This is a genomic window from Pseudomonas sp. SMN5, assembly GCF_052041925.1.
Taxonomy (GTDB): domain Bacteria; phylum Pseudomonadota; class Gammaproteobacteria; order Pseudomonadales; family Pseudomonadaceae; genus Aquipseudomonas.
Genome location: NZ_JBKGGX010000014.1, coordinates 151,233 through 171,870, shown reverse-complemented (window position 1 = coordinate 171,870; position 20,638 = coordinate 151,233). Strand labels below are relative to the sequence as shown.

The 20,638-nt window shown below is 61.9% G+C and carries 17 protein-coding genes; 10 read left to right on the top strand and 7 right to left on the bottom strand.

The window, feature by feature from the left end:
• A partial coding sequence (locus ACLEJR_RS16215) for a retention module-containing protein (RefSeq protein WP_440815027.1) occupies positions 1-1,627 on the bottom strand: 1,627 nt, incomplete at its 3' end.
• A gap of 452 nt (positions 1,628-2,079) precedes the next feature.
• Here ACLEJR_RS16215 and ACLEJR_RS16210 point away from each other — a divergent pair.
• From ACLEJR_RS16210 to ACLEJR_RS16200, 3 genes are all read left to right on the top strand, one after another.
• The gene (locus ACLEJR_RS16210) at positions 2,080-3,438 is read left to right on the top strand and encodes a TolC family outer membrane protein (protein WP_440797660.1); all 1,359 of its coding nucleotides are present in this window, start codon (positions 2,080-2,082) and stop codon (positions 3,436-3,438) included.
• A 31-nt stretch (positions 3,439-3,469) separates the two neighbouring features.
• Positions 3,470-5,629 (top strand): type I secretion system permease/ATPase, encoded by a 2,160-nt coding sequence (locus tag ACLEJR_RS16205; RefSeq protein WP_440815025.1) that lies wholly within the window; start codon positions 3,470-3,472, stop codon positions 5,627-5,629.
• A 226-nt stretch (positions 5,630-5,855) separates the two neighbouring features.
• The gene (locus ACLEJR_RS16200; protein WP_440797656.1) at positions 5,856-7,220 is read left to right on the top strand and encodes an HlyD family type I secretion periplasmic adaptor subunit; all 1,365 of its coding nucleotides are present in this window, start codon (positions 5,856-5,858) and stop codon (positions 7,218-7,220) included.
• 149 nt (positions 7,221-7,369) lie between these two features.
• Here ACLEJR_RS16200 and ACLEJR_RS16195 read toward each other — a convergent pair whose 3' ends face one another.
• Together ACLEJR_RS16195 and ACLEJR_RS16190 are read right to left on the bottom strand one after the other, a co-directional pair.
• Positions 7,370-7,966, bottom strand: coding sequence for a tRNA-uridine aminocarboxypropyltransferase (locus ACLEJR_RS16195; RefSeq protein ID WP_440797654.1), 597 nt, complete (start codon positions 7,964-7,966; stop codon positions 7,370-7,372).
• Between the two features lie 7 nt (positions 7,967-7,973).
• Positions 7,974-8,867: a LysR family transcriptional regulator gene (locus tag ACLEJR_RS16190; protein WP_440797652.1), complete on the bottom strand. Its 894-nt coding sequence runs from the start codon at positions 8,865-8,867 to the stop codon at positions 7,974-7,976.
• 342 nt (positions 8,868-9,209) lie between these two features.
• Here ACLEJR_RS16190 and speB point away from each other — a divergent pair, with 342 nt between their 5' ends.
• The 4 genes from speB to ACLEJR_RS16170 all read left to right on the top strand — a co-directional run bounded on the left by speB (position 9,210) and on the right by ACLEJR_RS16170 (position 13,765).
• Complete coding sequence (gene speB, locus ACLEJR_RS16185; protein WP_440797650.1) at positions 9,210-10,160, top strand: agmatinase; 951 nt, start codon at positions 9,210-9,212, stop codon at positions 10,158-10,160.
• 9 nt (positions 10,161-10,169) lie between these two features.
• Positions 10,170-10,577, top strand: a complete 408-nt coding sequence (locus ACLEJR_RS16180) for a YybH family protein (RefSeq protein ID WP_440815024.1) — start codon at positions 10,170-10,172, stop codon at positions 10,575-10,577.
• Between the two features lie 51 nt (positions 10,578-10,628).
• Entirely contained in the window at positions 10,629-12,140 is a 1,512-nt protein-coding gene (locus ACLEJR_RS16175) for a purine-cytosine permease family protein (protein ID WP_440815034.1), read from the top strand.
• 236 nt (positions 12,141-12,376) lie between these two features.
• The gene (locus tag ACLEJR_RS16170; RefSeq protein WP_440815023.1) at positions 12,377-13,765 is read left to right on the top strand and encodes a sodium:solute symporter; all 1,389 of its coding nucleotides are present in this window, start codon (positions 12,377-12,379) and stop codon (positions 13,763-13,765) included.
• 303 nt (positions 13,766-14,068) lie between these two features.
• Here ACLEJR_RS16170 and ACLEJR_RS16165 read toward each other — a convergent pair whose 3' ends face one another.
• Both ACLEJR_RS16165 and ptrR read right to left on the bottom strand, forming a co-directional pair.
• On the bottom strand, positions 14,069-14,197 hold the full coding sequence (locus ACLEJR_RS16165; RefSeq protein WP_256222727.1) for a PA1414 family protein: 129 nt from the start codon (positions 14,195-14,197) through the stop codon (positions 14,069-14,071).
• Between the two features lie 139 nt (positions 14,198-14,336).
• Positions 14,337-15,230, bottom strand: a complete 894-nt coding sequence (gene ptrR, locus ACLEJR_RS16160) for a putrescine utilization regulator PtrR (RefSeq protein WP_440815021.1) — start codon at positions 15,228-15,230, stop codon at positions 14,337-14,339.
• A gap of 103 nt (positions 15,231-15,333) precedes the next feature.
• Here ptrR and ACLEJR_RS16155 point away from each other — a divergent pair, with 103 nt between their 5' ends.
• Positions 15,334-16,506, top strand: a complete 1,173-nt coding sequence (locus ACLEJR_RS16155) for an MFS transporter (protein ID WP_440815019.1) — start codon at positions 15,334-15,336, stop codon at positions 16,504-16,506.
• On the opposite strand, the gene ACLEJR_RS16150 is transcribed toward ACLEJR_RS16155, so the two are convergent.
• Together ACLEJR_RS16150 and ACLEJR_RS16145 are read right to left on the bottom strand one after the other, a co-directional pair.
• Positions 16,507-17,961, bottom strand: coding sequence for an NCS1 family nucleobase:cation symporter-1 (locus tag ACLEJR_RS16150; RefSeq protein ID WP_440815017.1), 1,455 nt, complete (start codon positions 17,959-17,961; stop codon positions 16,507-16,509).
• A 405-nt stretch (positions 17,962-18,366) separates the two neighbouring features.
• Positions 18,367-19,203, bottom strand: a complete 837-nt coding sequence (locus tag ACLEJR_RS16145) for a CvfB family protein (protein WP_440815016.1) — start codon at positions 19,201-19,203, stop codon at positions 18,367-18,369.
• A 336-nt stretch (positions 19,204-19,539) separates the two neighbouring features.
• Between ACLEJR_RS16145 and ACLEJR_RS16140 the strand changes: the two genes are divergently transcribed.
• Together ACLEJR_RS16140 and ACLEJR_RS16135 are read left to right on the top strand one after the other, a co-directional pair.
• The gene (locus ACLEJR_RS16140) at positions 19,540-19,719 is read left to right on the top strand and encodes a hypothetical protein (protein ID WP_003184153.1); all 180 of its coding nucleotides are present in this window, start codon (positions 19,540-19,542) and stop codon (positions 19,717-19,719) included.
• Between the two features lie 196 nt (positions 19,720-19,915).
• Positions 19,916-20,626, top strand: coding sequence for a TorF family putative porin (locus ACLEJR_RS16135; RefSeq protein ID WP_440797637.1), 711 nt, complete (start codon positions 19,916-19,918; stop codon positions 20,624-20,626).
• Positions 20,627-20,638 lie beyond the last annotated feature (12 nt).

Below are 20,638 nucleotides of genomic sequence, written 5' to 3'. Positions count from 1 at the left end.
TGGCGTTTGGATGAGCTTCATTGTCGAGCAAGGTGTAGCTGTAGCTCACCACGCCGGTGATGGCGTTGAAACCGGTGATGGTCAACGTGTTGCCCAGCGCCGTGGTGATCGACTGGGGGAAACCCGCCGCCACACCACCAGTCACCACGTTGATCCCGCCAACGCTCAACGTCTGTACGCCGTCCAATGCCGTGACGGTAAAAGTGCCGCTTTGGGTCAGTGCCGACACATCCGGACTGCTACCGTCGCTGAGGTTTTTTTCCTGCAACGACAGCTCTCCACCTGCTGCATCAAGCCCCACCAGCACCACCGGATCGTCATTGTTGTGAACTTGCAGCACCAGGTTCGCGGTGCTGGTATCACCATCGGAATCAGTCAGCGTATAGGCGAACGTTTCGGTGCCACTTCCTCCCCCCTGCAACGCGACAAACTGCGGGTCATTGGTGTTGAGGGTGTAGGTGTACGTGCCGTTGGGGTTGAGCACCAGGGTGCCGTAGGTGCCGGTGAATGTCCCGCCAATGATCGGCCCGCTGTCGGGGCCGGTGGGGATGCGGTCGGCGCCCTGGTGGTCGTTGGGCAACACATTGCCAGTGAGAGTGACGAGGGTCTCCGAGGCAGTGTTGGCATTGCTGTCGTCAATGGCCTGCGGCACATCGTCGGTGATGTTCACGTCGAGGGTGCCAGTGGCGGTGTCGCCGTCGGTGTCGACCGCCACCACCGCAAACTGCTCGGTAATGCTGTTGGCACCGCCGCCGGCGGGATGGGATTCGTTGTCGGTGAGGGTGTAGGTATAACCGACCACCCCGGTAGCGGGGTCATAGCCGGTGATGGTCAAGGTGTTGCCCAGCGGCGAGGTGATGGTCTGGGGAAAACCTGCGGGCACGCCGTTGGCGATCACACTGATACCGCCGATGCTCAGGCTGCTCAGCCCGTCGGGAGCGGAAACCGTGAAGGTACCGCTTTGCACCAATGCGCCAGGATTGGCGGCAGTGCCATCGGCCAGGTTGGCCTCGTTGGTGGTCAGTTCGCCGCCTTGCGTATCGACCCCGTCAAGAGTCACGGGGTTGTCTGGAGGTGTTACCGGCGGCACGGTCCCGTCGTTATTGCCGTCGTTGTCCGGCTCAGCCGCCAGGCGCAGTTGAGGAAGCTCGGGGATCCCGTTGAACCCGACGGTAGGGAAACCGATCTGCGGTTCGACTCGCCCACCCACTTCTTCCAGCAGCACGAAACTGTGGCCACCACCCAAGCCGCCCGCCGCGTTACCGGCACCCGGACCTGCCGCGGTGGCTTCGCCAGCCTGGGTCGGGTCAGCGCCGGCGGCGATGGCTTGTTGCAGCTCCTGCACGTCGGTCAGTTGCGCGTCACTCGGTGTCGCCGCCTCCGGGGTATCGACATGGGGTGCCTGGTTGGCGAGCAACTGCGGGGTCAGGGTGAGGTCGCTTCCACGTCCCAGGGTCAACTCATGGCCATTCTGCAAATGCACCGCCACGGCCCCTTCGGCACCGGTGACCAGATGCTCACCGGCGTAGAGCCGATCGCCCTCGACCAGAGGCCGCCGCTGGCCACCTGCCGTTTCTGCGAAAACCAGCCCTACCACTTTGCTGACGGTACCGATGAGCGCTGCCATGTGCCTTCCTCCGTTGCCAACCGCAGTCGGCACCTGTGTGGGTGAAGAATCCGTCCTCGGATGGGCGAGCGGCAAAGCTGGAAAATCTGCCAGCTTTCGCGAGTTCTCGGCATGCTAGCCATCTGCCAAAACGACAAAAAACTGTCACCTTAACCCGCTTCGAATCTCGCCCTTTCGGCCTTTCTTCACATCGTTCAAAAATTTCCAAGGAACTTTTATTGACGCCTTAAAGCCGTCAGAACCCGCAGATTCAAAGGCTTTCGCTTTGAACAATGTCCCGGATCGGGACAACCGCATAAGTTTTTTTTGGCATAACGCTTATGAGAAATTCTTCTTAGGTTTGTCGCAGGATGTTCTTAGCTGTGTTGTTACAAGGTTGAAACGGTTTTGATCTTTAATACGTCAACATTTTGGCGACAACGAAGCACTACAGACCTCAGGAGATGCACCCCATGCGCGTTCTAACCCCCCTCTGCAGCGCGGTTTTGCTGGCCATGGCCTGCTCTTCTCAGACGCAGGCCATGACCCTTACCGAAGCGATCCAGAGCACCATTGCCACTCACCCGGAATTGGCACAACGGGTGGACAGTCGTCTGTCGGCCAATGAAGACGTCAAGGTCGCCAAGGGGGGGTTCTACCCATCGGTGGATTTGAACGCCGGTTACGGCCGGGGCTACAGCGACAACACCAACACCCGGGCGTTGGGCAACCATCACACCAACATCCTGACCTACACCCAATCGGAGCTGCGCCTGCGGCAGATGATCTTTGACGGCTTCAACGCCGCCAATGAAGTGGAACGCACCAAGGGTGTGGTCAACTCCCGGGCCTACTACGCCCAGGGAACCGCCCAGGACCTGGCGCTGCGCACCATCGAGGTCTACCTGGAAGTGCTCAAGCGCCGCGAACTGGTGACCCTGGCTAGAAACAACATGCAGGCGCACCTGCGGGTCAACGACCAGATCGGCCTGCGCACCCAGCGCGGGGTCGGCAGCACGGCCGACTCCGATCAGTCCAACGCCCGCCGGGCACTGGCGGAAAACAACCTCGACACCGCCGAAGTGGACCTGGCCGATGCCGAGGCGAATTTCTACAGTGTGGTCGGGCGCATGCCCGATGAGCTGGAAATGCCACCCTCGACCAAAGGCGAAGTACCTGCCGACCTGCGCGAAGCCCAGCAAAGCATGATGGACAACAACCCGTACCTGAAGTCCGCCCAGGCCGACATCCAGTCTGCCGAGAGCCAATACGAAGTGGCGAAGTCGCCCTTCTACCCGCGCTTCGACGCTGAAGCAGCGGTCGGCGCCAATAACAACCTTGGCGGCGAAGAAGGCCATGACAACAACTGGCGGGTCGGCGTGGTGATGAACTACAACCTGTTCCGTGGCGGCAGCGACAAGGCTCGGCTGGCGTCCAACGCCCACCAGATCAACCAGGCCATGGACATCCGCAACAATGCCCTGCGCCAACTCAACGAGGATACGCGCCTGGCCTGGAACGCCATGACCAATGCGCGCAAACAGACGCCCACCGCCCGGGAATACGCCGACACCACCGCCCGTGTGCGCGCGGCGTACCAGGATCAGTTCGGACTCGGCCAGCGGACCCTGCTCGATCTGCTCGACAGTGAAAACGAGCTGTACAACGCCAACCGTCGCTACACCGAAGTGCGCTACACCGAGGAATACTCGATGTACCGGGTGTTGGCGAACATGGGCGTGCTGTTGAGCAAACAGCGGGTGGTGTTGCCGGCGGACGCGATCGCCCAGACCGAGGTCAAGAGCGAAGCACGGCTGCCTGAACTGAAGTAGCCCCCTCACCCAAACGATGGGAGCGATCGACATGACCAGCATGGAACCTGCAATCCCTGGCGCCGACCCGCGCCTGAACTTCGATGATCCCTTGCTGGACGGCCTGTTGATCCTCTGCAGACTCCATGGCGCGACGGCCAGTCGCGCCAGCCTCAGCGCCGGGCTTCCTATGGCGCACCAACGCCTGGGCCTGGACCTGCTGCCGCGCGCAGCGGCCCGGGCCAGCTTGCAGGCACGGGTACTGCGGCGCGAGCTGGCCGATATCTCGCCACTGAATCTGCCGGTGCTGCTGATTCTGGTCGGGGGCCGGTGCGCGGTGTTACGGCGTTGGGGCGAGGACGGCAGGGCGCTGATCCTGCCCAGCGAAGCCGATGGCGGCGAGCAATGGGTCAGCCGCGAGGAACTGACCGTGGATTACAGCGGCCAGGCGTTGTTCGCCCGGCCGCGGCATGAATTGGAAGACTTGCGTTCGCCCCTGGTGCCGCGGGTCGAAGCGTGGTTTCGCGACACCTTGAAACTGTCGCGCTGGTTGTACAGCGACGCGATCCTGGCAAGCTTCCTGATCAATCTGCTCGGGCTGATGGTGCCGCTGTTCGTGATGCAGACCTACGACCGCGTGGTGCCGAACCAAGCCACGTCGACCCTGTGGGTGCTGGCGGTGGGATTGCTGATCGGCACCGGTTTCGAACTGGTGCTGCGGGTGGTACGCGCCCATCTGCTGGACACCGCCGGCAAGAAGACCGATGTGATCCTCTCCGCCACTTTGTTCGAGCGCATCACCGGCATGGCCATGAAAGCCAAGCCGGTGACCATCGGCGGGTTCGCCCAGAGCATCCACGACTTCCAGGGCCTGCGCGAGTTTCTCACCGCCGTGACCCTCACCAGCCTGATCGACCTGCCCTTCGCCGTGCTGATGCTGGTGGTGATCGGCTTGCTGGGCGGCTGGCTGGTGGTGATTCCGGTCATCGCGTTCCCGATCACCATTATCTTCGCCATGATCATCCAGGTGCGCCTGCGCGACACCGTGCAAAAAAGCCTGGCCCTGGGTGCCCAGCGCCAGGCGCTGCTGATCGAAACCCTCGGCGGCCTGGAAACTCTCAAGGCGTGCAGCGCCGAAAGCGAGCGCCAGCATCAATGGGAAAGCACCCACGGAGCCCTCACCCGCCTGGACAGCCATGCGCGCAACCTCTCGGCCCTGGCGACCAACGGCACCTTGTTCCTGCAACAACTGGCCGGCATGGCGACGATCGTTGCCGGCGTCTATAGCATCATTGCCGGCAACCTCAGCGTCGGCGCGCTGGTGGCGACCTACATGCTCGGCAGCCGGGTGCTGGCGCCCCTGGGGCAGATCGCCGGGTTGATCACCCGCTACCAGCAGGCCCAGCTCACCATGCGCAGCACCGACGCGCTGATGGCCCTGCCTCAAGAGCGCGATGCCAAACAGCGCCCACTGGACCGCACCCAATTGCAGGGCGCACTGGATGTCAGCGGTGTAACCTTCCATTACAACGGCCAGAGCACACCGGCGCTGAGCCGTATCAGCTTCAGCCTCAAGCCGGGCGAACGGGTCGGGATCATCGGTCGCAGCGGCTCGGGCAAAAGCACCCTGGCGCGGCTGGTGATGGGTTTCTATACGCCGGACGAAGGCCAGCTGTTGCTTGATGGCCTGGAGCTGCGGCAACTGGACGTCGCTGACCTGCGCCAACAGATCGGCTACGTCGCCCACGACTTGCCGTTGCTGGCCGGCAGCCTGCGCGACAACCTCACCCTCGGCGCCCGCTATATCAGCGACGCACGGATGCTGGAAGTCGCGCAACTGACCGGGGTCAGCGAACTGGCCCGCCAGCATCCCCAAGGCTTCGATCGCCCGGTGGGCGAGCGCGGGCAGTTGCTGTCCGGCGGCCAGCGCCAGGCCGTGCTCATGGCCCGCGCCCTGCTGCTCGACCCGCCGATCCTGCTGCTGGACGAACCCACCAGCGCGATGGACAACAGCAGCGAAGACACCTTGCGCCAGAATCTGGAGAGCCGCATCCAGGGCAAGACCGTGCTGCTGGTCACCCATCGCACTTCGATGTTGAGCCTGGTGGACCGGCTGGTGGTGCTGGACAACGGCCGGATCGTCGCCGATGGCCCCAAGGAAACAGTGATTGATGCGTTGCGCAAAGGGCGGGTGGGGTCTGCGGCTGTCTAGCAAGCGCCGCCGCCCTCTGTGGCGAGAAAGCTTGCTCCCGCTTGGCCGGTCCGACGCCTCGGGCGAAGCCGTCGTAAAACCTGTCGGCGCGGTCTGCCTGGTACAGCGTGGTGGATGGGTTTGGGGTTGCTTCGCAACCCAGCGGGAGCAAGCTCCCTCGCCACAAGATCCATCAGTGCTCCAGGATTTTTTGTACGGCCTTATTTAACTGAGGGGGTATCGCCCCATGTCTTCCCAAACACCCGATTCCATCAACCGAAGCTACTTCGGCAGTTTCAGCAAAAGCGCCGAAAGCGAGTTCATGGCGGAAACCGCCGGCGCGGTCCTGCAGGATTCGCCGCGCCGAGCGCGCGTCACGGTGTGGCTGGCCGCCGGGTTGATCGTCACCGGGCTGGTCTGGGCCAAGCTGGCGGTGCTGCAGGAGGTCACCACCGGCGAAGGCAAGGCGATTCCATCGAGCAAGGTCCAGGTGATCCAGAACCTGGAAGGCGGCATCGTCACTGAGATTTTCGTGCGTGAAGGCCAGATGGTGAACAAGGGCGATACCCTGCTGCGTCTGGACGACACCCGTTACCTGTCGAACAAGGGCGAAAGCGAGGCCGACCGCTATGCACTGATGGCCCAGGTCGAACGCCTGTCGGCCGAGGCCGAAGGCCGACCGTTCGCGCCCTCGGCCGAGGTGAGCGCCAAGGCCCCGCAAGTGGCCGAGGACGAACGCGCTCTATATGAACAGCGACAACGGCGCCTGGCCAGCGAACAACGGACGCTGAGCGAACAGCTGCGGCAAAAAACCCAGGAGCTGGCGGAGTTTCGCTCCAAGCAAGGCCAGTTCAGTTCCAGCCTGGCGCTGCTCCAGCAAGAAATGAACATGTCCGAACCCCTGGTGCGCACAGGGGCGGTGTCGCCGGTGGAAATCCTGCGGCTCAAGCGCAGCGCGGTGGAAATCCGTGGTTCGCTCAACGCCACCACCCTGGCGATTCCCCGGGCTGAATCGGCAATCAACGAGATCAAGAGCAAGATCGACGAATCGGAGCAGACCTTCCGCTCCGAGGCCGCCAAGGACCTCAACGAAAAACGCACCGACCTTTCGAAAATCACAGCATCGAGCATCGCCATCGACGACCGGGTATCGCGCACCACCGTGGTCTCGCCGGTGCATGGGGTGATCAAGCAATTGAAGATCAATACCATTGGCGGCGTGGTGCAGCCGGGCAGCGACATGGTGGAAATCGTCCCGCTGGAGGACAACCTGCTGATCGAAGCCAAGGTCCGCCCCCAGGACGTGGCCTTCCTGCATCCGGGCCAGAAAGCCATGGTCAAGTTCAGCGCCTATGACTACACGATCTACGGCGGCCTGAGCGCCAAGCTCGAACTGATCGGTGCCGACACCATCACCGACGACAAGGGCAACAGCTTCTACCTGATCCAGGTGCGCACCGACAAAAACCACCTGGGCGGGGAGGTGAAACCATTGCTGATCATCCCGGGAATGGTGGCGACGGTAGACATCATTACCGGGGAGAAAAGTGTGCTGGATTACTTGCTCAAGCCGGTGTTGAAGGCCAGGACTGAGGCGATGCGGGAGCGGTAGGCTAGGAGCGGGTTCTTCATGGAAGCGACTATCGCTATCGCGAGCAAGCTCGCTCCCACAGGGGATCTGCGGTGATAACCACATCTATGATCGCCACCAAACCACTGTGGGAGCGAGCTTGCTCGCGATAGGGCCCGCACAGACAACCCTCATTTGTGGACATGATTACGCCGAAACACCTCCTCCCCCATCGCCACGATCTGCCCCTCGATCAGCGCCTCGAACGGCCTGAGCAACGGCTCGAAACGGCTCGGCGCCTCCAGCACCTGCAACGCCTGGACAATCGCCTCCACCGTCGACAACGCCCCCGGACCCGGCGCTTTGCGCAGGCGATAACGGGACACACCGCCATCGGCCAGGGTCACCCTCGGCAACGCCGCCAGCAGCGGATTGAGATGCAGCAGCTTGCGCGCCTTGCGCCAGGTTCCGTCGGGAACCACCAGCAGCAGCGGCTCATCCGACCGGCCATAAGCCTGTAGCGGCTGCGCCTCATCGCCGGGAAACAGCAGCCGCGCCCGGTAACCCGGTGGGTTGAGCAGACGCGGCAGATCCTCGAACACCTCGCCCACCACCAGCTCGGCATTGTTCAGCCCCAGGGCTGCCAGCCGGGCGGTGTTCAAGGCGTGGTTGACCTCGCTGGGATGCTGCAACAGCAATACCCGCGTGCGACTGTCGAGACTGGGAATCAATGGGCACAAGCAATGGCTTTGCGGCCGGTGGCAACGCGGACACTGGATTCGGGACATCGGCACCTCAGGCCTGGTTGAGCTGCGCCTTGAGCAGGTCGCGGAAGGTCTGGATCAGCGGCTCGCGGCTGCGGCCACGGCGCATGATCATCGAAAACGGCGCCTGGTAGCCAAAGGTCGCCGGCAGCAGCACGCGCAAATCGCCCTTGTCGGCCCAGGCCTGGGCGTAATGCTCGGGCAGGTAGCCGATGTAGGCGCCGGACAGCACCAGGATCAACTGGGCCTCCATGCTTTCCACCGTCGCCGCGCTGTGCTTGAAGCCGTGACGGGCCAACTCGGCCTGGCTCCAGTAACCGCGCCCGACCATGCGTTGCTGGGTGATGACTTGCTCGGGGATGCGCCGCTCGGTGAACAACGGGTGGCGATTGCTGCAATACAACCAGTGCTGCTCCCGGTACAGCGGCATGTACACCAGCCCGCTCATGCGCGTGGAAAACGCACCGATGGCCAGGTCCAGGCGATTATCCTGCACGCCCAGTTGCAGCTCATACGGGCTCATCACCGACAGGTGCAGATGCACCGCCGGATGCTCCTGGCTGTAGGCACCGATGGCCTCGGCGAACGGCAAGGCCTTGTCGCTGACGGTGGAATCGATCACCCCCAGGTTCAACGTGCCGCGCAATTCACCTTTGAGCGCCGCGGCGTATTGCTCGAACCCTTCGAGCTCGCCCAGCAGGCGCAAGGTTTCCTGATGGAACAACTCGCCCTTGCTGGTCAGGCTGAATCCGCCCCGACCACGATGACACAGCACCAGGCCCAGGGAAGATTCAAGCTGGCTCATGTAGGTGCTGATGGCCGACGTGGAGAGGTTGAGTTCCTGCTGGGCATTGGCGAACCCCTGGTGCCGGACCACGCTGGCGAAAATGCGCAGCAGTTTCAGGTCGGGTAGAGCGTTGGCCATTGGTCACTCCAAATTGCATACATGAAACCACCGCGCTCCTGTGGCGAGGGAGCTTGCTCCCGCTGGACTGCAAAGCAGTCCCAAGACAAACAACTCGACTTGTCTGGCACACCGGGGTGTCTGGTTCAGGGCCGCTTCGCAGCCCAGCGGGAGCAAGCTCCCTCGCCACAGGCTATCCATACGGACTCACAGTGGTATTACTCTGGGCAGCGATTCTATCGCCCTACCCCACATTAGTTTAGAAAAATCTGAACTAAGTATTTGCCCGCAGCGATTCTTCGCCGCCAGGGCTTTTCGCAGAATCGGCCCCTGATAACTAAAACAAACGATGAGGCCCTACCTGTGGACAAGATTCTTCACCAACCACTGGGCGGCAACGAAATGCCGCGCTTCGGCGGCATCGCCACCATGATGCGCCTGCCCCACGTTCCCACCGCTGCCGGCCTGGACGCTGCCTTCGTCGGCGTGCCGCTGGACATCGGCACCTCCCTGCGCGCCGGCACCCGCTTCGGCCCCCGGGAAATCCGCGCCGAATCGGTGATGATCCGCCCCTACAACATGGCCACCGGCGCCGCGCCGTTCGACTCGCTGTCGGTCGCCGACATCGGTGACGTGGCAATCAACACCTTCAACCTGCTGGAGGCGGTGCGGATCATCGAAGAGTCGTACCACAAGATCCTCGAGCACAACGTCATCCCCCTCACCCTGGGCGGCGACCACACCATCACCCTGCCGATCCTGCGGGCCATCCACAAGAAGCATGGCAAGGTCGGCCTGGTACACATCGACGCCCACGCTGACGTGAACGACCACATGTTCGGCGAGAAAATCGCCCACGGCACCACCTTCCGCCGCGCCGTGGAAGAAGGCCTGCTGGACTGCGACCGGGTCGTGCAAATCGGGCTGCGGGCCCAGGGTTACACCGCCGATGACTTCAACTGGAGCCGCAACCAGGGTTTCCGAGTGGTCCAGGCCGAAGAGTGCTGGCACAAATCCCTGGCGCCGCTGATGGCCGAAGTCCGGGAAAAGGTCGGCGGCGGCCCGGTGTACCTGAGCTTCGACATCGACGGCATCGACCCTGCCTGGGCACCCGGCACCGGCACCCCGGAAATCGGCGGACTGACCACCATCCAAGCGATCGAAATCGTACGCGGTTGCCAGGGTCTCGACCTGGTCGGTTGCGACCTGGTAGAAGTCTCGCCGCCGTACGACACCACCGGCAACACCTCGCTGCTGGGTGCCAACCTGTTGTACGAGATGCTCTGCGTCCTGCCGGGCGTGGTGCATCGCTGAGGCGCCGTCATGAACGATCAGGATCAAGTGCTCACGGCCGCCGCCGAACTGGTGGCGGCCTTTGCCCGCAACGACCGCGACGCCTACTTCGGCGCGTTCACGGCGGATGCGAGCTTTGTGTTCCACACCCTCGAACAGCCCCTGCTGTCACGCGATGCCTACCAGGCGTTGTGGGATCGCTGGCGGTCCGAGGATGGCTTCGAGGTGCTCTCGTGCACCTCGAACAACGCTTTCGTCAGCCTGCAAGGGGACGTGGCGATTTTCATCCATGACGTGGCCACCGAACTGCGCATGCAAGGGGAGCTTCACCGTAGCCAGGAGCGCGAAACCATTGTGTTTCGCCAAGAACAACAAGGCCAATGGCTGGCCTGTCACGAACATTTGTCCGCAATACCGGAAGGGCTGCCATCCCCTTAGCCAATAGACGACGTTCACATTCGATGAACGCGTCTTAGATGATCGGAGCAGATCATGCATAACAATAACGACAACAGCCTTACGCAAATCGAAACCAACGGCGTCGAACAGATCCCGGACCACGAACGCACTGCCGGGCCGGGCGACCTGTTCCGGCTGATCTTCGGCGGCGCCAACACCTTCGCCACGGCGGTACTCGGCAGTTTCCCTGTGTTGTTCGGCCTGTCCTTCCAGGCCGGGGTCTGGGCGATTGTGCTGGGGGTGCTGGTGGGTTCGGTGATCCTCGCGCCGATGGGCCTGTTCGGCCCGCTCAACGGCACTAACAACGCGGTGTCTTCCGGGGCGCATTTCGGCGTGCACGGGCGGATCGTCGGCTCGTTCCTGTCGTTGCTGACCGCCATCGCGTTCTTCTCGCTCTCGGTCTGGAGTTCGGGGGACGCGCTGATCGGCGGCGCCAAGCGGCTGGTCGGCGTCCCGGAAACCGACCTGAGCCTGGGCCTGGCCTACGGCCTGTTCGCCCTGCTCGTGCTGACGGTTTGCATCTACGGTTTCCGCTTCATGCTGTGGGTCAATCGCATCGCCGTGTGGGCCGCCAGCCTGCTGTTCCTGCTGGGCATTGTCGCCTTCGCGCCAACCTTCGACAGCCAGTTCGCCGGCACCGTCGCCCTCGGTCAGCCGGGCTTCTGGGCGGCGTTCATCGGTGCCTCGCTGGTGGCCATGAGCAACCCGATCTCCTTCGGCGCGTTCCTTGGCGACTGGTCGCGCTACATCCCGCGCAGCACGCCCAAGTCGCGGATCATGCTGGCGGTGATCGCTGCGCAACTGGCGACGTTGATACCGTTCCTGTTCGGCCTCGCCACCGCCACCATCGTAGCGATCAAGGCCCCGGACTACATCGCGGCGAACAATTATGTAGGCGGGCTGCTGGCGGTGTCGCCGAGCTGGTTTTTCTTGCCTGTTTGCCTGATCGCGGTGATTGGCGGGATGTCCACCGGCACCACCTCGCTGTATGGCACCGGGTTGGACATGTCCAGCGTGTTTCCACGACTGCTGTCGCGGGTCAAGGCGACGCTGCTGATCGGCGTGCTGTCGATTGCCTTCATCTTCATCGGCCGCTTCGCCGCCAACCTGGTGCAGAGCGTGTCCACATTCGCCGTACTGATCATCACCTGCACCACACCGTGGATGGTGATCATGATCATCGGCCTGCTGGTACGCCGCGGCTTCTATTGCCCGGACGACCTACAAGTGTTCACCCGGGGCGAAACCGGCGGCCGCTACTGGTTCAGCCACGGCTGGAACTGGCGCGGCCTGGGCGCGTGGATCCCCAGCGCACTGGTGGGGCTGTGCTTCGTCAACCTGCCGGGGCAGTTTGTCGGCCCGCTGGGCGAACTGGCCGGTGGCATCGACGTCAGCCTGCCGGTGACGCTGGGGCTGGCTTCGGTGGTGTACCTGGTGTTGTTGGGGGTGTTCCCGGAGCCGGCGGCGGTATATGGGCCGGGGGATTTGCGTGGCAACGATTCGGCGCCCAACGATAAGCCGCAGCTGGGGCAGACCGCCTGACCCGAGGTGAATACATCACTGGCTGACTCAAGGTGCATACAGCACCTGAGGCTGGGGGCTTTTGTGGCGAGGGAGCTTGCTCCCGTTCGGTTGCGCAGCAACCGCTATGGGGAGTGCTTCGCACTCCAGCGGGAGCAAGCTCCCTCGCCACAAAAGCAGATTCGCACTGAGGCAGCAATGCCAGGGACTGCACCGCCTCGTTCCTCCATAAAAAATACAATCGGAGACACGCCATCATGGCTTTGGATTTAATCGTCGTTCTCATCTACGCCACCGGCATGATCGCTCTCGGCTGGTACGGCATGCGCCGCGCCAAAACCCGTGACGACTACCTGGTTGCCGGGCGCAACCTCGGCCCGGGCTTTTACCTGGGCACCATGGCCGCCACGGTCCTGGGCGGCGCGTCCACCATCGGCACCGTGCGCCTGGGTTATGTCCATGGTATTTCCGGATTCTGGCTGTGCGGCGCCATCGGCCTGGGCATCGTCGGCCTGAGCCTGTTCCTTGCCAAGCCGTTGCTCAAGCTCAAGATCTACACCGTGACCCAGGTGCTGGAGCGCCGCTACAACCCGGCTGCGCGCCACGCAAGTGCGCTGATCATGCTGGTCTACGCGCTGATGATCGGCGCCACCTCGACCATCGCCATCGGCACCGTGATGCAAGTGCTGTTCGGCCTGCCCTTCTGGGTCTCGATCCTGGTGGGCGGCGGCGTGGTGGTGCTGTATTCCACCATCGGCGGCATGTGGTCGCTGACCCTCACCGACATCGTGCAATTCCTGATCATGACCGTGGGCCTGGTGTTCCTGCTGATGCCGATGTCCATCATGGACGCCGGCGGCTGGGATGCGATGGTCGCGAAACTGCCGGCCAGCTACTTCGATTTCACCGCCATCGGCTGGGACACCATCATCACCTACTTCCTGATCTACTTCTTCGGCATCTTCATCGGCCAGGACATCTGGCAGCGGGTGTTCACCGCCCGCAGCGAAGGCGTGGCCAAAGTGGCCGGCACCGCCGCCGGGCTGTACTGCGTGCTCTACGGCCTGGCCGGGGCGCTGATCGGCATGGCGGCCAAGGTGTTGCTGCCGGACCTGGCGAACGTCAATAACGCGTTTGCCAGCGTGGTCCAGGTCAGCCTGCCCAACGGCATTCGCGGCCTGGTGGTCGCGGCGGCCCTGGCGGCCTTGATGTCCACCGCGGCGGCCGGCCTGCTGGCAGCCTCCACCACCGTTGTCCAGGACTTGTTGCCACGCCTGCGCAAAGGCCGTGAAAGCGGCAGTGGCGATGTTCATGAAAACCGCCTCGCGACCCTGCTGATGGGCGCCGTGGTGCTGGTGATCGCGCTGGTGGTCAGCGACGTGATCAGCGCCCTGACCCTGGCTTATAACCTGCTGGTGGGTGGGATGCTGATTCCGCTGATCGGCGCCATCTACTGGAAACGCGCCACCACCGCCGGGGCGATCAGCAGCATGTCCCTGGGCTTTCTGACCGCGCTGTTTTTCATGGTCAAGGACGGCTTGGACGCCAACACGCCGATCTATTACAGCCTGGGCGTGGCGTTGGTGAGTTTTGTGCTGGTAAGTGTGTTGTCGCCACGTTCGGATGTGGTGGCAAAGGCGGTTTGATCAACGACTGATAAGCGGTTTTCTTCGAGGGGTGTGGCGTCGGTGGCCACACCCTTTTTTTCTTCAGAACGAGCACACACCCCGTGGCGAGGGAGCTTGCTCCCGCTAGGCTGTGCAGCAGACCCATCACCTTATTGGGTCTGGCACACCGGGGAGCCTGGCTTTGGGCGCTTCGCACGCCAGCGGGAGCAAGCTCCCTCGCCACAGGGACGGCTTATGCCGGAAATAAAAAAAGATCGCAGTCTCGAGCTGCTTCATCTGAAACAGCTCGAGACTGCGATCTTTTCAATATTCTCAGGTGCGTTACCGGCGGCGCGGTTGGCGGCGGCGTTGCTCGTCATCGGTGCGGATCGGAATCGGTTGCATCGGCGGCTCGATCAAACCAAGCGCGACACCCAGGTCATGAAGCCAGTTCTGGATTTTCTCTTTCATCGTGGTGCCCCCTCAGGGTCGTGCGAGCGGCAGATATCTGTGGCCCCTTCGCGTTGATAATAGTCCGATGTGCTACGCAATGCTCGCTTCAATTCGCAATGATCTGTTACTGAATTGATCCAAATCCGTTTCCTGTAGTTCAAGCCGATTGCGCCGTCACTTGGGGCGCTCGCGGCCAGGCCTGTTGCTGCAATTCGATCCAGGCGTTCAGGTTGGCGCCGACCATGCCTTTGCGCCACATCAGCCAAGTCGTGGCACTGGCAAACGGCTCGGCCAGCGGATGTACCGTCACCCGGTCACGACCCGGCATGCTCGCCAGCATCGACTCGGACATCAGCGCCACCCCGGACCCGGCGATGACACACGCCAGCATCCCCTGATACGACTCAATCTCCATCGCCCGGCCCATGGTCGCGTGATCATGGGCAAACCAGGCCTCCAGGCGCATGCGGTACGAACAGCCGCGCCGAAAGGTAAACACTGAGCGACCCTGAACATCCAGCGCACTGCGCACCGGTGCATGATCGGCCTCGGTGATCAGCACCAGCCGCTCGTCGCACAACGGCACCCCGTCCAACCCCGCCAGCTTCAACGGCCCATCCACCAGCGCTGCGTCGAGCCGTCCGGTGAGCAAACCTTCCAACAACTCACCACTGGGCCCTGACTGCACTTGCAGGTTCACCGCCGGATAGCGGCGGTGGTAACCGGCCAGCAGGTCCGGCAAGTGAGTCGCCGCCGTGCTGTACATCGTACCCAGCACAAATTCCCCGGCCGGCTGCCCACCCTGCACGGCAGCGTGGGCTTCGTCGTGCAGGGCAAAAAGCTTTGTCGCATAGTCCAGCAAGACTTTTCCTGCCGGTGACAACTGCAGTCGCTGACGCTCGCGTAGGAAAAGCTCCACCCCCAACTGCTCTTCAAGCTGCTTGAGCCGGGTCGAGAGGTTCGACGGCACCCGATGCAGACGCTCGGCCGCCCGGGTGACGGACCCCTCTTCGGCCACGGCCTGGAAAATCCGTAACTGGCTGAACTCCACGACCTTCTCCAAAAAAGAACAAGTTACTCACTATTATTCATTTTTAATGAAAGTCAATCAGTCCTAGCCTGACGGTCATTCGCCTCAACGCTGGAGTACGACCATGTCACCTTTAATTCGCCTGCTCGGCAGTTTCATCGCGCTGATGATGGCCATGGGTATCGGCCGCTTCGCCCTCACGCCGCAGTTACCTCATTTGATCGGCGAAGGTCAGATCGACTTGACGGCCGCCGGTCTGATTGCCGCCGCCAACTACCTGGGTTACTTCCTCGGGGCATTGGACGCGATGTTCGCCCGCCGTCCGGAACAAGTGCGCCGGCGCCTGCATGGCGGCCTGTGGCTGTGCGTGCTGCTGACCCTGGCGTCGTTCTGGGCGTGGGGCTTCTGGCCGCACCTGGCGTTGCGCTTCGGCACTGGGGTGGCAAGTGCCTGGGTGCTGGTGATGATCACCGCGCTGAGTCAGCCTTTGGCAACGGCGGCCGGGCGACCAAGGCTTGGCGCGGTGGTGTTTGCCGGACCGGGGCTGGGAATTTTCCTGACCGGCTTGCTCGCCCTGGGCTCGAACCTGCTGGGCCAGAGCTCTGCGACCCTGTGGCTGGTGTATGCCGGCGTGGCCTTGGCAATGTTGCTGTTGATCCTGCCGATCTTGCCGCAAACCGCCGGGACCGCGCCCGTCGCGGCCCCGGCCGGTCCCTCCTCCAGTCGTGGCATCGCCCGCCTCGGCGTGGTCTACGCCTTGTACGGCGTAGGTTACATCATTCCGGCGACATTCCTGTCGCAGATGGCGTCGGCGCAGTTCCACGGGCAATGGCAAGCCGACCTGTTCTGGCCCTGCTTCGGCCTGGCCGCCGCGCTCGGGGTGCTGCTGGTCAGCCTGCGGCGGCCGGACCCAGGCACCACCGGTCGTTGGCTGATCGGTACGCTGTGGTTGCAGGCAATCGGGGTGTTCGCCTGCCTGTCGGGCAGCGGCACGGGCTTGGCGCTCGGCGTCATCCTGTGTGGCACGCCCTTCCTGGCCTGCATGCAACTGGTGATGCAGCGCTCCCGAGAACTGGCGCCCCACGCCACTCAGCGCAACGCCGGCCTGTTGACCGCCTGCTTTGCCATCGGCCAACTCAGCGGCCCGCTACTGGCGGCACTGAGCAGCCATTTCAGCGGCGGGCTGCAACCGGCGTTGATCGTTGCCGGCAGTGGGTTGGTGTTGGCCGGCGGGCTGTTGCTGCGGCCCGGCAACCAGCACGCAGCAACTCCTTGTGCTCAAACTGCCCTGCGCTGATCAGGCCTGGCCGGCCGGGCTGAACGACGTTTTGGGCAACATGGCCGGCTCACGCCGGGCCAAGGCGAAATACAACACCCCGCCGAGGAAGCAACCGGTGAACCAGGCGAAATTGGCCATCGATTGCAGCCACGGCGTGAAGGTGATCGCCACGCCCATCAGCGTCGCGGGAATCAGCGCCTTGACCGCCGTCCAGTTGATGCCGCCACTGTAGTAGTAACGCCCGCTCGGCCCCTCGTCGAACAGCGCATTCACATCGATCTGCTGTTTTTTGATCAGGTAGTAATCCACCAGCAAAATGCCGAACAGCGGGCCGATAAACGCCGCCAGCACGTCCAGCGTGTAGTGGATCACTTCGGGGTTGTTGAACAGATTCCACGGCGTGATGAAGATCGACGCCACCGCCGCGATCATGCCACCGGCGCGCCAACTGATCTTGCTGGGTGCGACGTTGGCGAAGTCAAACGCCGGCGACACGAAGTTCGCGACGATGTTGATGCCGACCGTCGCGGTCACGAAGGCGAAGGCTCCGAGGAGTACCGCCACACTGTTGTCGATGCGCGCCACCGTGGCGATCGGATCATGGAGCATTTCGCCAAACACCGGGAGGGTCCCGGACACGATCACCACCGTGACCAGCGAGAACGCCAGGAAATTCACCGGCAGCCCCCAGAAATTACCCCGACGCACGTCAGACATGCTCCGGCAGTAACGGCTGAAATCGCCGAAATTCAAGGTCGGGCCGGAAAAGTACGACACCACCAGGGCCGTTGCGACGACCACCTGGCCGAACGCCTGCCAGCCGGACAGGGACTTTTCCGCCAGGGTGAAGCTGATGTTGCTCCAACCGGCTTTCCACACGATCCAACCGGCCAACAGGAACATCACGGCATACACCACCGGCCCGGCCCAATCGATGAAACGCCGGATCGACTCCATGCCCGCCCAGAACACCAATGCCTGGACGAACCACAAGCTGAGGAAACCGAACCAGCCCAAGTAGGACAAACCGGCAAAATGCGGTGCGGCATAAACTTCCATTGCAGGAAAAAACCGCAGCACCACGATGATCAGCGCACTGGATGCCAGGTAGGTCTGAATCCCGTACCAGGCCACCGCGATCAAACCGCGGATGACCGCCGGAATATTCGCCCCGAACACCCCGAACGCCAATCGACAAATCACTGGGTAAGGCACCGCCGCCTGCTGGCTCGGCTTGGCGACCAGATTGGCGATCAGTTGCACGATGCAAATGCCACCCAACAAGGCAATCAACACCTGCCAACTCGCCAGACCCAACGCGAACAGACTCGCGGCGAACACATAACCGCCAACGCTGTGCACATCGCTCATCCAGAACGCGAAGATGTTGTACCAATTCCATTTCTGCGGCAGCGGGCCCAGGTCTTCGTTATAGAGGCGGGGGCTGTAGCCGTTGGGCAATTGCTCGGACATTGCGGGCTCCTTATGAGTACCGCCGTGCCCCCGGACCAACCTGCTCACCATACTGCGCACGGGAGCCGGCATGGTTTGTATACGAAGCGCTACGCAGAATGCGTGCCATAGGTGCTGGATGTAAGACAGGCCGCGGCGTGCGGCGAGGCTTTATACCGAGCAAGCAGGTACGTACGCCCACGAATAGGGCGCGAGTGCATGCTAAAGGTGCGAAATTTTGTATACAGCCAGGAACCCGTGGCGAGGGAGCTTGCTCCCGCTGGGTTGCGAAGCAACCCCTTCCGGCCATTCTCCGGTGGGTCAGGCTGATTGGAGTAAACCCCTTTTTGGGGGCCGCTTCGCAGCCCAGCGGGAGCAAGCTCCCTCGCCACGGGAATTTCCACGACTTGCGGGAGTTGCAGCAGGTCAGCTCAATTCAATCCGATCCGCATGAATCACAATCTGACCATTCTTGTACAACGCCCCAATGGCCTTCTTGAAATTGCCCTTGCTCACGCCAAACAGGCTGCTGATCAATGCCGGATCGCTCTTGTCGCTGACCGCCAGCGTACCGTTGCTCTCACGCAACTTGGCGAGAATCTTGGCGTTCAGGCTGGTGGCGGCTTCCTGACCCACCGGCTGCAGGCTCAGGCTGATCTTGCCGTCCGGACGGACTTCCTTGATGAACCCCTTCTCGCGCATGCCGACGCGCATGAACTTGAAGATTTCGTTCTTGTGGATAAGTCCCCAGTGCTTGTTATTGATGATCGCCTTGAAGCCCATGTCGGTGGCTTCGGCGACCAGCAAATCAACTTCCTGTCCCGCCGTGTAGTTGGCCGGAGTCTTGTCCAGATAACGGTCCAGGCGCGCCGTGGCGGTGATGCGGCGGGTGTGTTTGTCGAGATAGACATGCACTACGCAGTATTCACCTGCGTGCATCTGGCGTTTCTCTTCGGAGTACGGCAGCAACAGGTCCTTGGGCAGGCCCCAATCGAGGAACACGCCGATGCTGTTGACTTCAACCACTTTCAGGCTGGCAAATTCGCCGACTTGGACCTTGGGTTTTTCCGTAGTTGCGATCAGTTTGTCGTCGCTGTCCAGATAAATAAAAACATTGAGCCAGTCTTCATCTTCGCTGGGAATATCTTTGGGGATATAACGATTAGGCAGCAATATTTCGCCGTCCGCTCCGCCGTCCAGATATAAACCGAAGTTAGTGTGTTTAACCACTTGCAAACTGTTGTAGCGCCCGACTAAAGCCATTTCCAATACCCTCATTGCGTGGGCGGCATTCTACCCGTTTTTGTGGCGAGATTCGTGGTTGCCTCGGCACGCCCTGGCCGAGCGTTGATTTTCCTGGGTTTTCCTTAACGATCCGGCCATTCGTCAGGCGGACCGCGGCTCGTTTCGCTCACATCGGCAGGGACATTTCTCAAGGGGTTGTTATTTAAAACAGTGGCTTAGGGCAATAAATGCCAAATAAACCGGGGACGGTTCCGGTTCACTCAGGATAATTTCGAGGGATATTTACCAAGCTATTGTCAAGTAATTGCTGTACGATGCCTGGCCCCATTAATTATCCATAGGGTATTGGCCGTCATGCGCGTAAAAGCATCCAACAGCAAAGCAAAGCCAGCTCCAGCCGTTGAAACCAGCGAGTCGATCAATGATCAGATCGCTGCGTTCCTCAAGTCCGGCGGTGAGATCCAGCAGATTGCCAAAGGCGTCAGCGGCCAGACATTCGGCCCATCCAAGCAGATCAGCCTGGGCAAAAAATAACCTGTCGCCTCACCGGTTCCCAAAGCGCTTTGAGCCTCGAAGCGCTTGGACTGCAAACCCCTCTCGCTCCATCCTTCCCTTATAAATCGACGAACGGCCCTCACCGCCGTGCATTCGCCGGTATTCTTGCACCTCTCTAGCTCAAGCGTTTCAGCTTGATTATCGTTACTGCTCCTCGCTAATTCCGGAGTGAAGCATGCACCTCCCTGTTGCTGTGCTGACGACCAGCCTGCTGGCCTGTTCCCTTGCCCAAGGGCAGGTATTCCAGCGCGAACTCGGCGACTTCGACCTCAAGCTCGGCACCACGCCTACCCGCAGCATGGCCCAGGGTCTGGTCACCCAATCGAGCACCGGGTCGTTCCATGGAGGCCTGGACCTGAGCCATGACAGTGGTTGGTACGCCGGCCAATGGTCCCCCAGCGCCGGCCTGACCTCAGACCTCGAAGTCGATTCCTACATGGGCTTTAAACAACCCTTCGACCAAACCCTGGGCTACGAAGTCGGCCTGATCCACTACAGTTACCCCACCACCGATACCCTCGACAGCCAGGAATTCTTCGGCGGCCTGACCATCCTCGGCAGCCGCTTCGGCGCGGCCCTGAGCAACGATCCGGATAAACAGAACAGTACGCTGTTCGCCGACCTGGGCGGCAACGTGCCGTTCGGCATCGGGATAAGCGCCAAATACACCACCCACCAGCTCAACTCCCCGGTCTCGGTGGAGAACGGCTACGTAGGCAGTTTCAGCGACTGGTCACTGAAGATTTCCCGTCCCTGGAAAGGCCTCGACCTGGACCTGATCTACAGCGACTCCAGCCTCAGCGGCAGCAGTTGCTCGGCATACTCCGGCCACAACAGCGAGTGCGACAGTCTGCTGACCCTAAAAATGGCCCACCCTTTTTACTAAGTGTTACGCATT

Bases quoted from the DNA above. Each gene is read 5' to 3' on its own strand.
- ACLEJR_RS16210 (WP_440797660.1), top strand. From the start codon at position 2,080: ATGCGCGTTCTAACCCCCCTCTGCAGCGCGGTTTTGCTGGCCATGGCC.
- ACLEJR_RS16205 (WP_440815025.1), top strand. From the start codon at position 3,470: ATGACCAGCATGGAACCTGCAATCCCTGGCGCCGACCCGCGCCTGAAC.
- ACLEJR_RS16200 (WP_440797656.1), top strand. From the start codon at position 5,856: ATGTCTTCCCAAACACCCGATTCCATCAACCGAAGCTACTTCGGCAGT.
- ACLEJR_RS16195 (WP_440797654.1), bottom strand. From the start codon at position 7,966: ATGTCCCGAATCCAGTGTCCGCGTTGCCACCGGCCGCAAAGCCATTGC.
- ACLEJR_RS16190 (WP_440797652.1), bottom strand. From the start codon at position 8,867: ATGGCCAACGCTCTACCCGACCTGAAACTGCTGCGCATTTTCGCCAGC.
- ACLEJR_RS16180 (WP_440815024.1), top strand. From the start codon at position 10,170: ATGAACGATCAGGATCAAGTGCTCACGGCCGCCGCCGAACTGGTGGCG.
- ACLEJR_RS16170 (WP_440815023.1), top strand. From the start codon at position 12,377: ATGGCTTTGGATTTAATCGTCGTTCTCATCTACGCCACCGGCATGATC.
- ACLEJR_RS16165 (WP_256222727.1), bottom strand. From the start codon at position 14,197: ATGAAAGAGAAAATCCAGAACTGGCTTCATGACCTGGGTGTCGCGCTT.
- ACLEJR_RS16155 (WP_440815019.1), top strand. From the start codon at position 15,334: ATGTCACCTTTAATTCGCCTGCTCGGCAGTTTCATCGCGCTGATGATG.
- ACLEJR_RS16150 (WP_440815017.1), bottom strand. From the start codon at position 17,961: ATGTCCGAGCAATTGCCCAACGGCTACAGCCCCCGCCTCTATAACGAA.
- ACLEJR_RS16145 (WP_440815016.1), bottom strand. From the start codon at position 19,203: ATGGCTTTAGTCGGGCGCTACAACAGTTTGCAAGTGGTTAAACACACT.
- ACLEJR_RS16140 (WP_003184153.1), top strand. From the start codon at position 19,540: ATGCGCGTAAAAGCATCCAACAGCAAAGCAAAGCCAGCTCCAGCCGTT.
- ACLEJR_RS16135 (WP_440797637.1), top strand. From the start codon at position 19,916: ATGCACCTCCCTGTTGCTGTGCTGACGACCAGCCTGCTGGCCTGTTCC.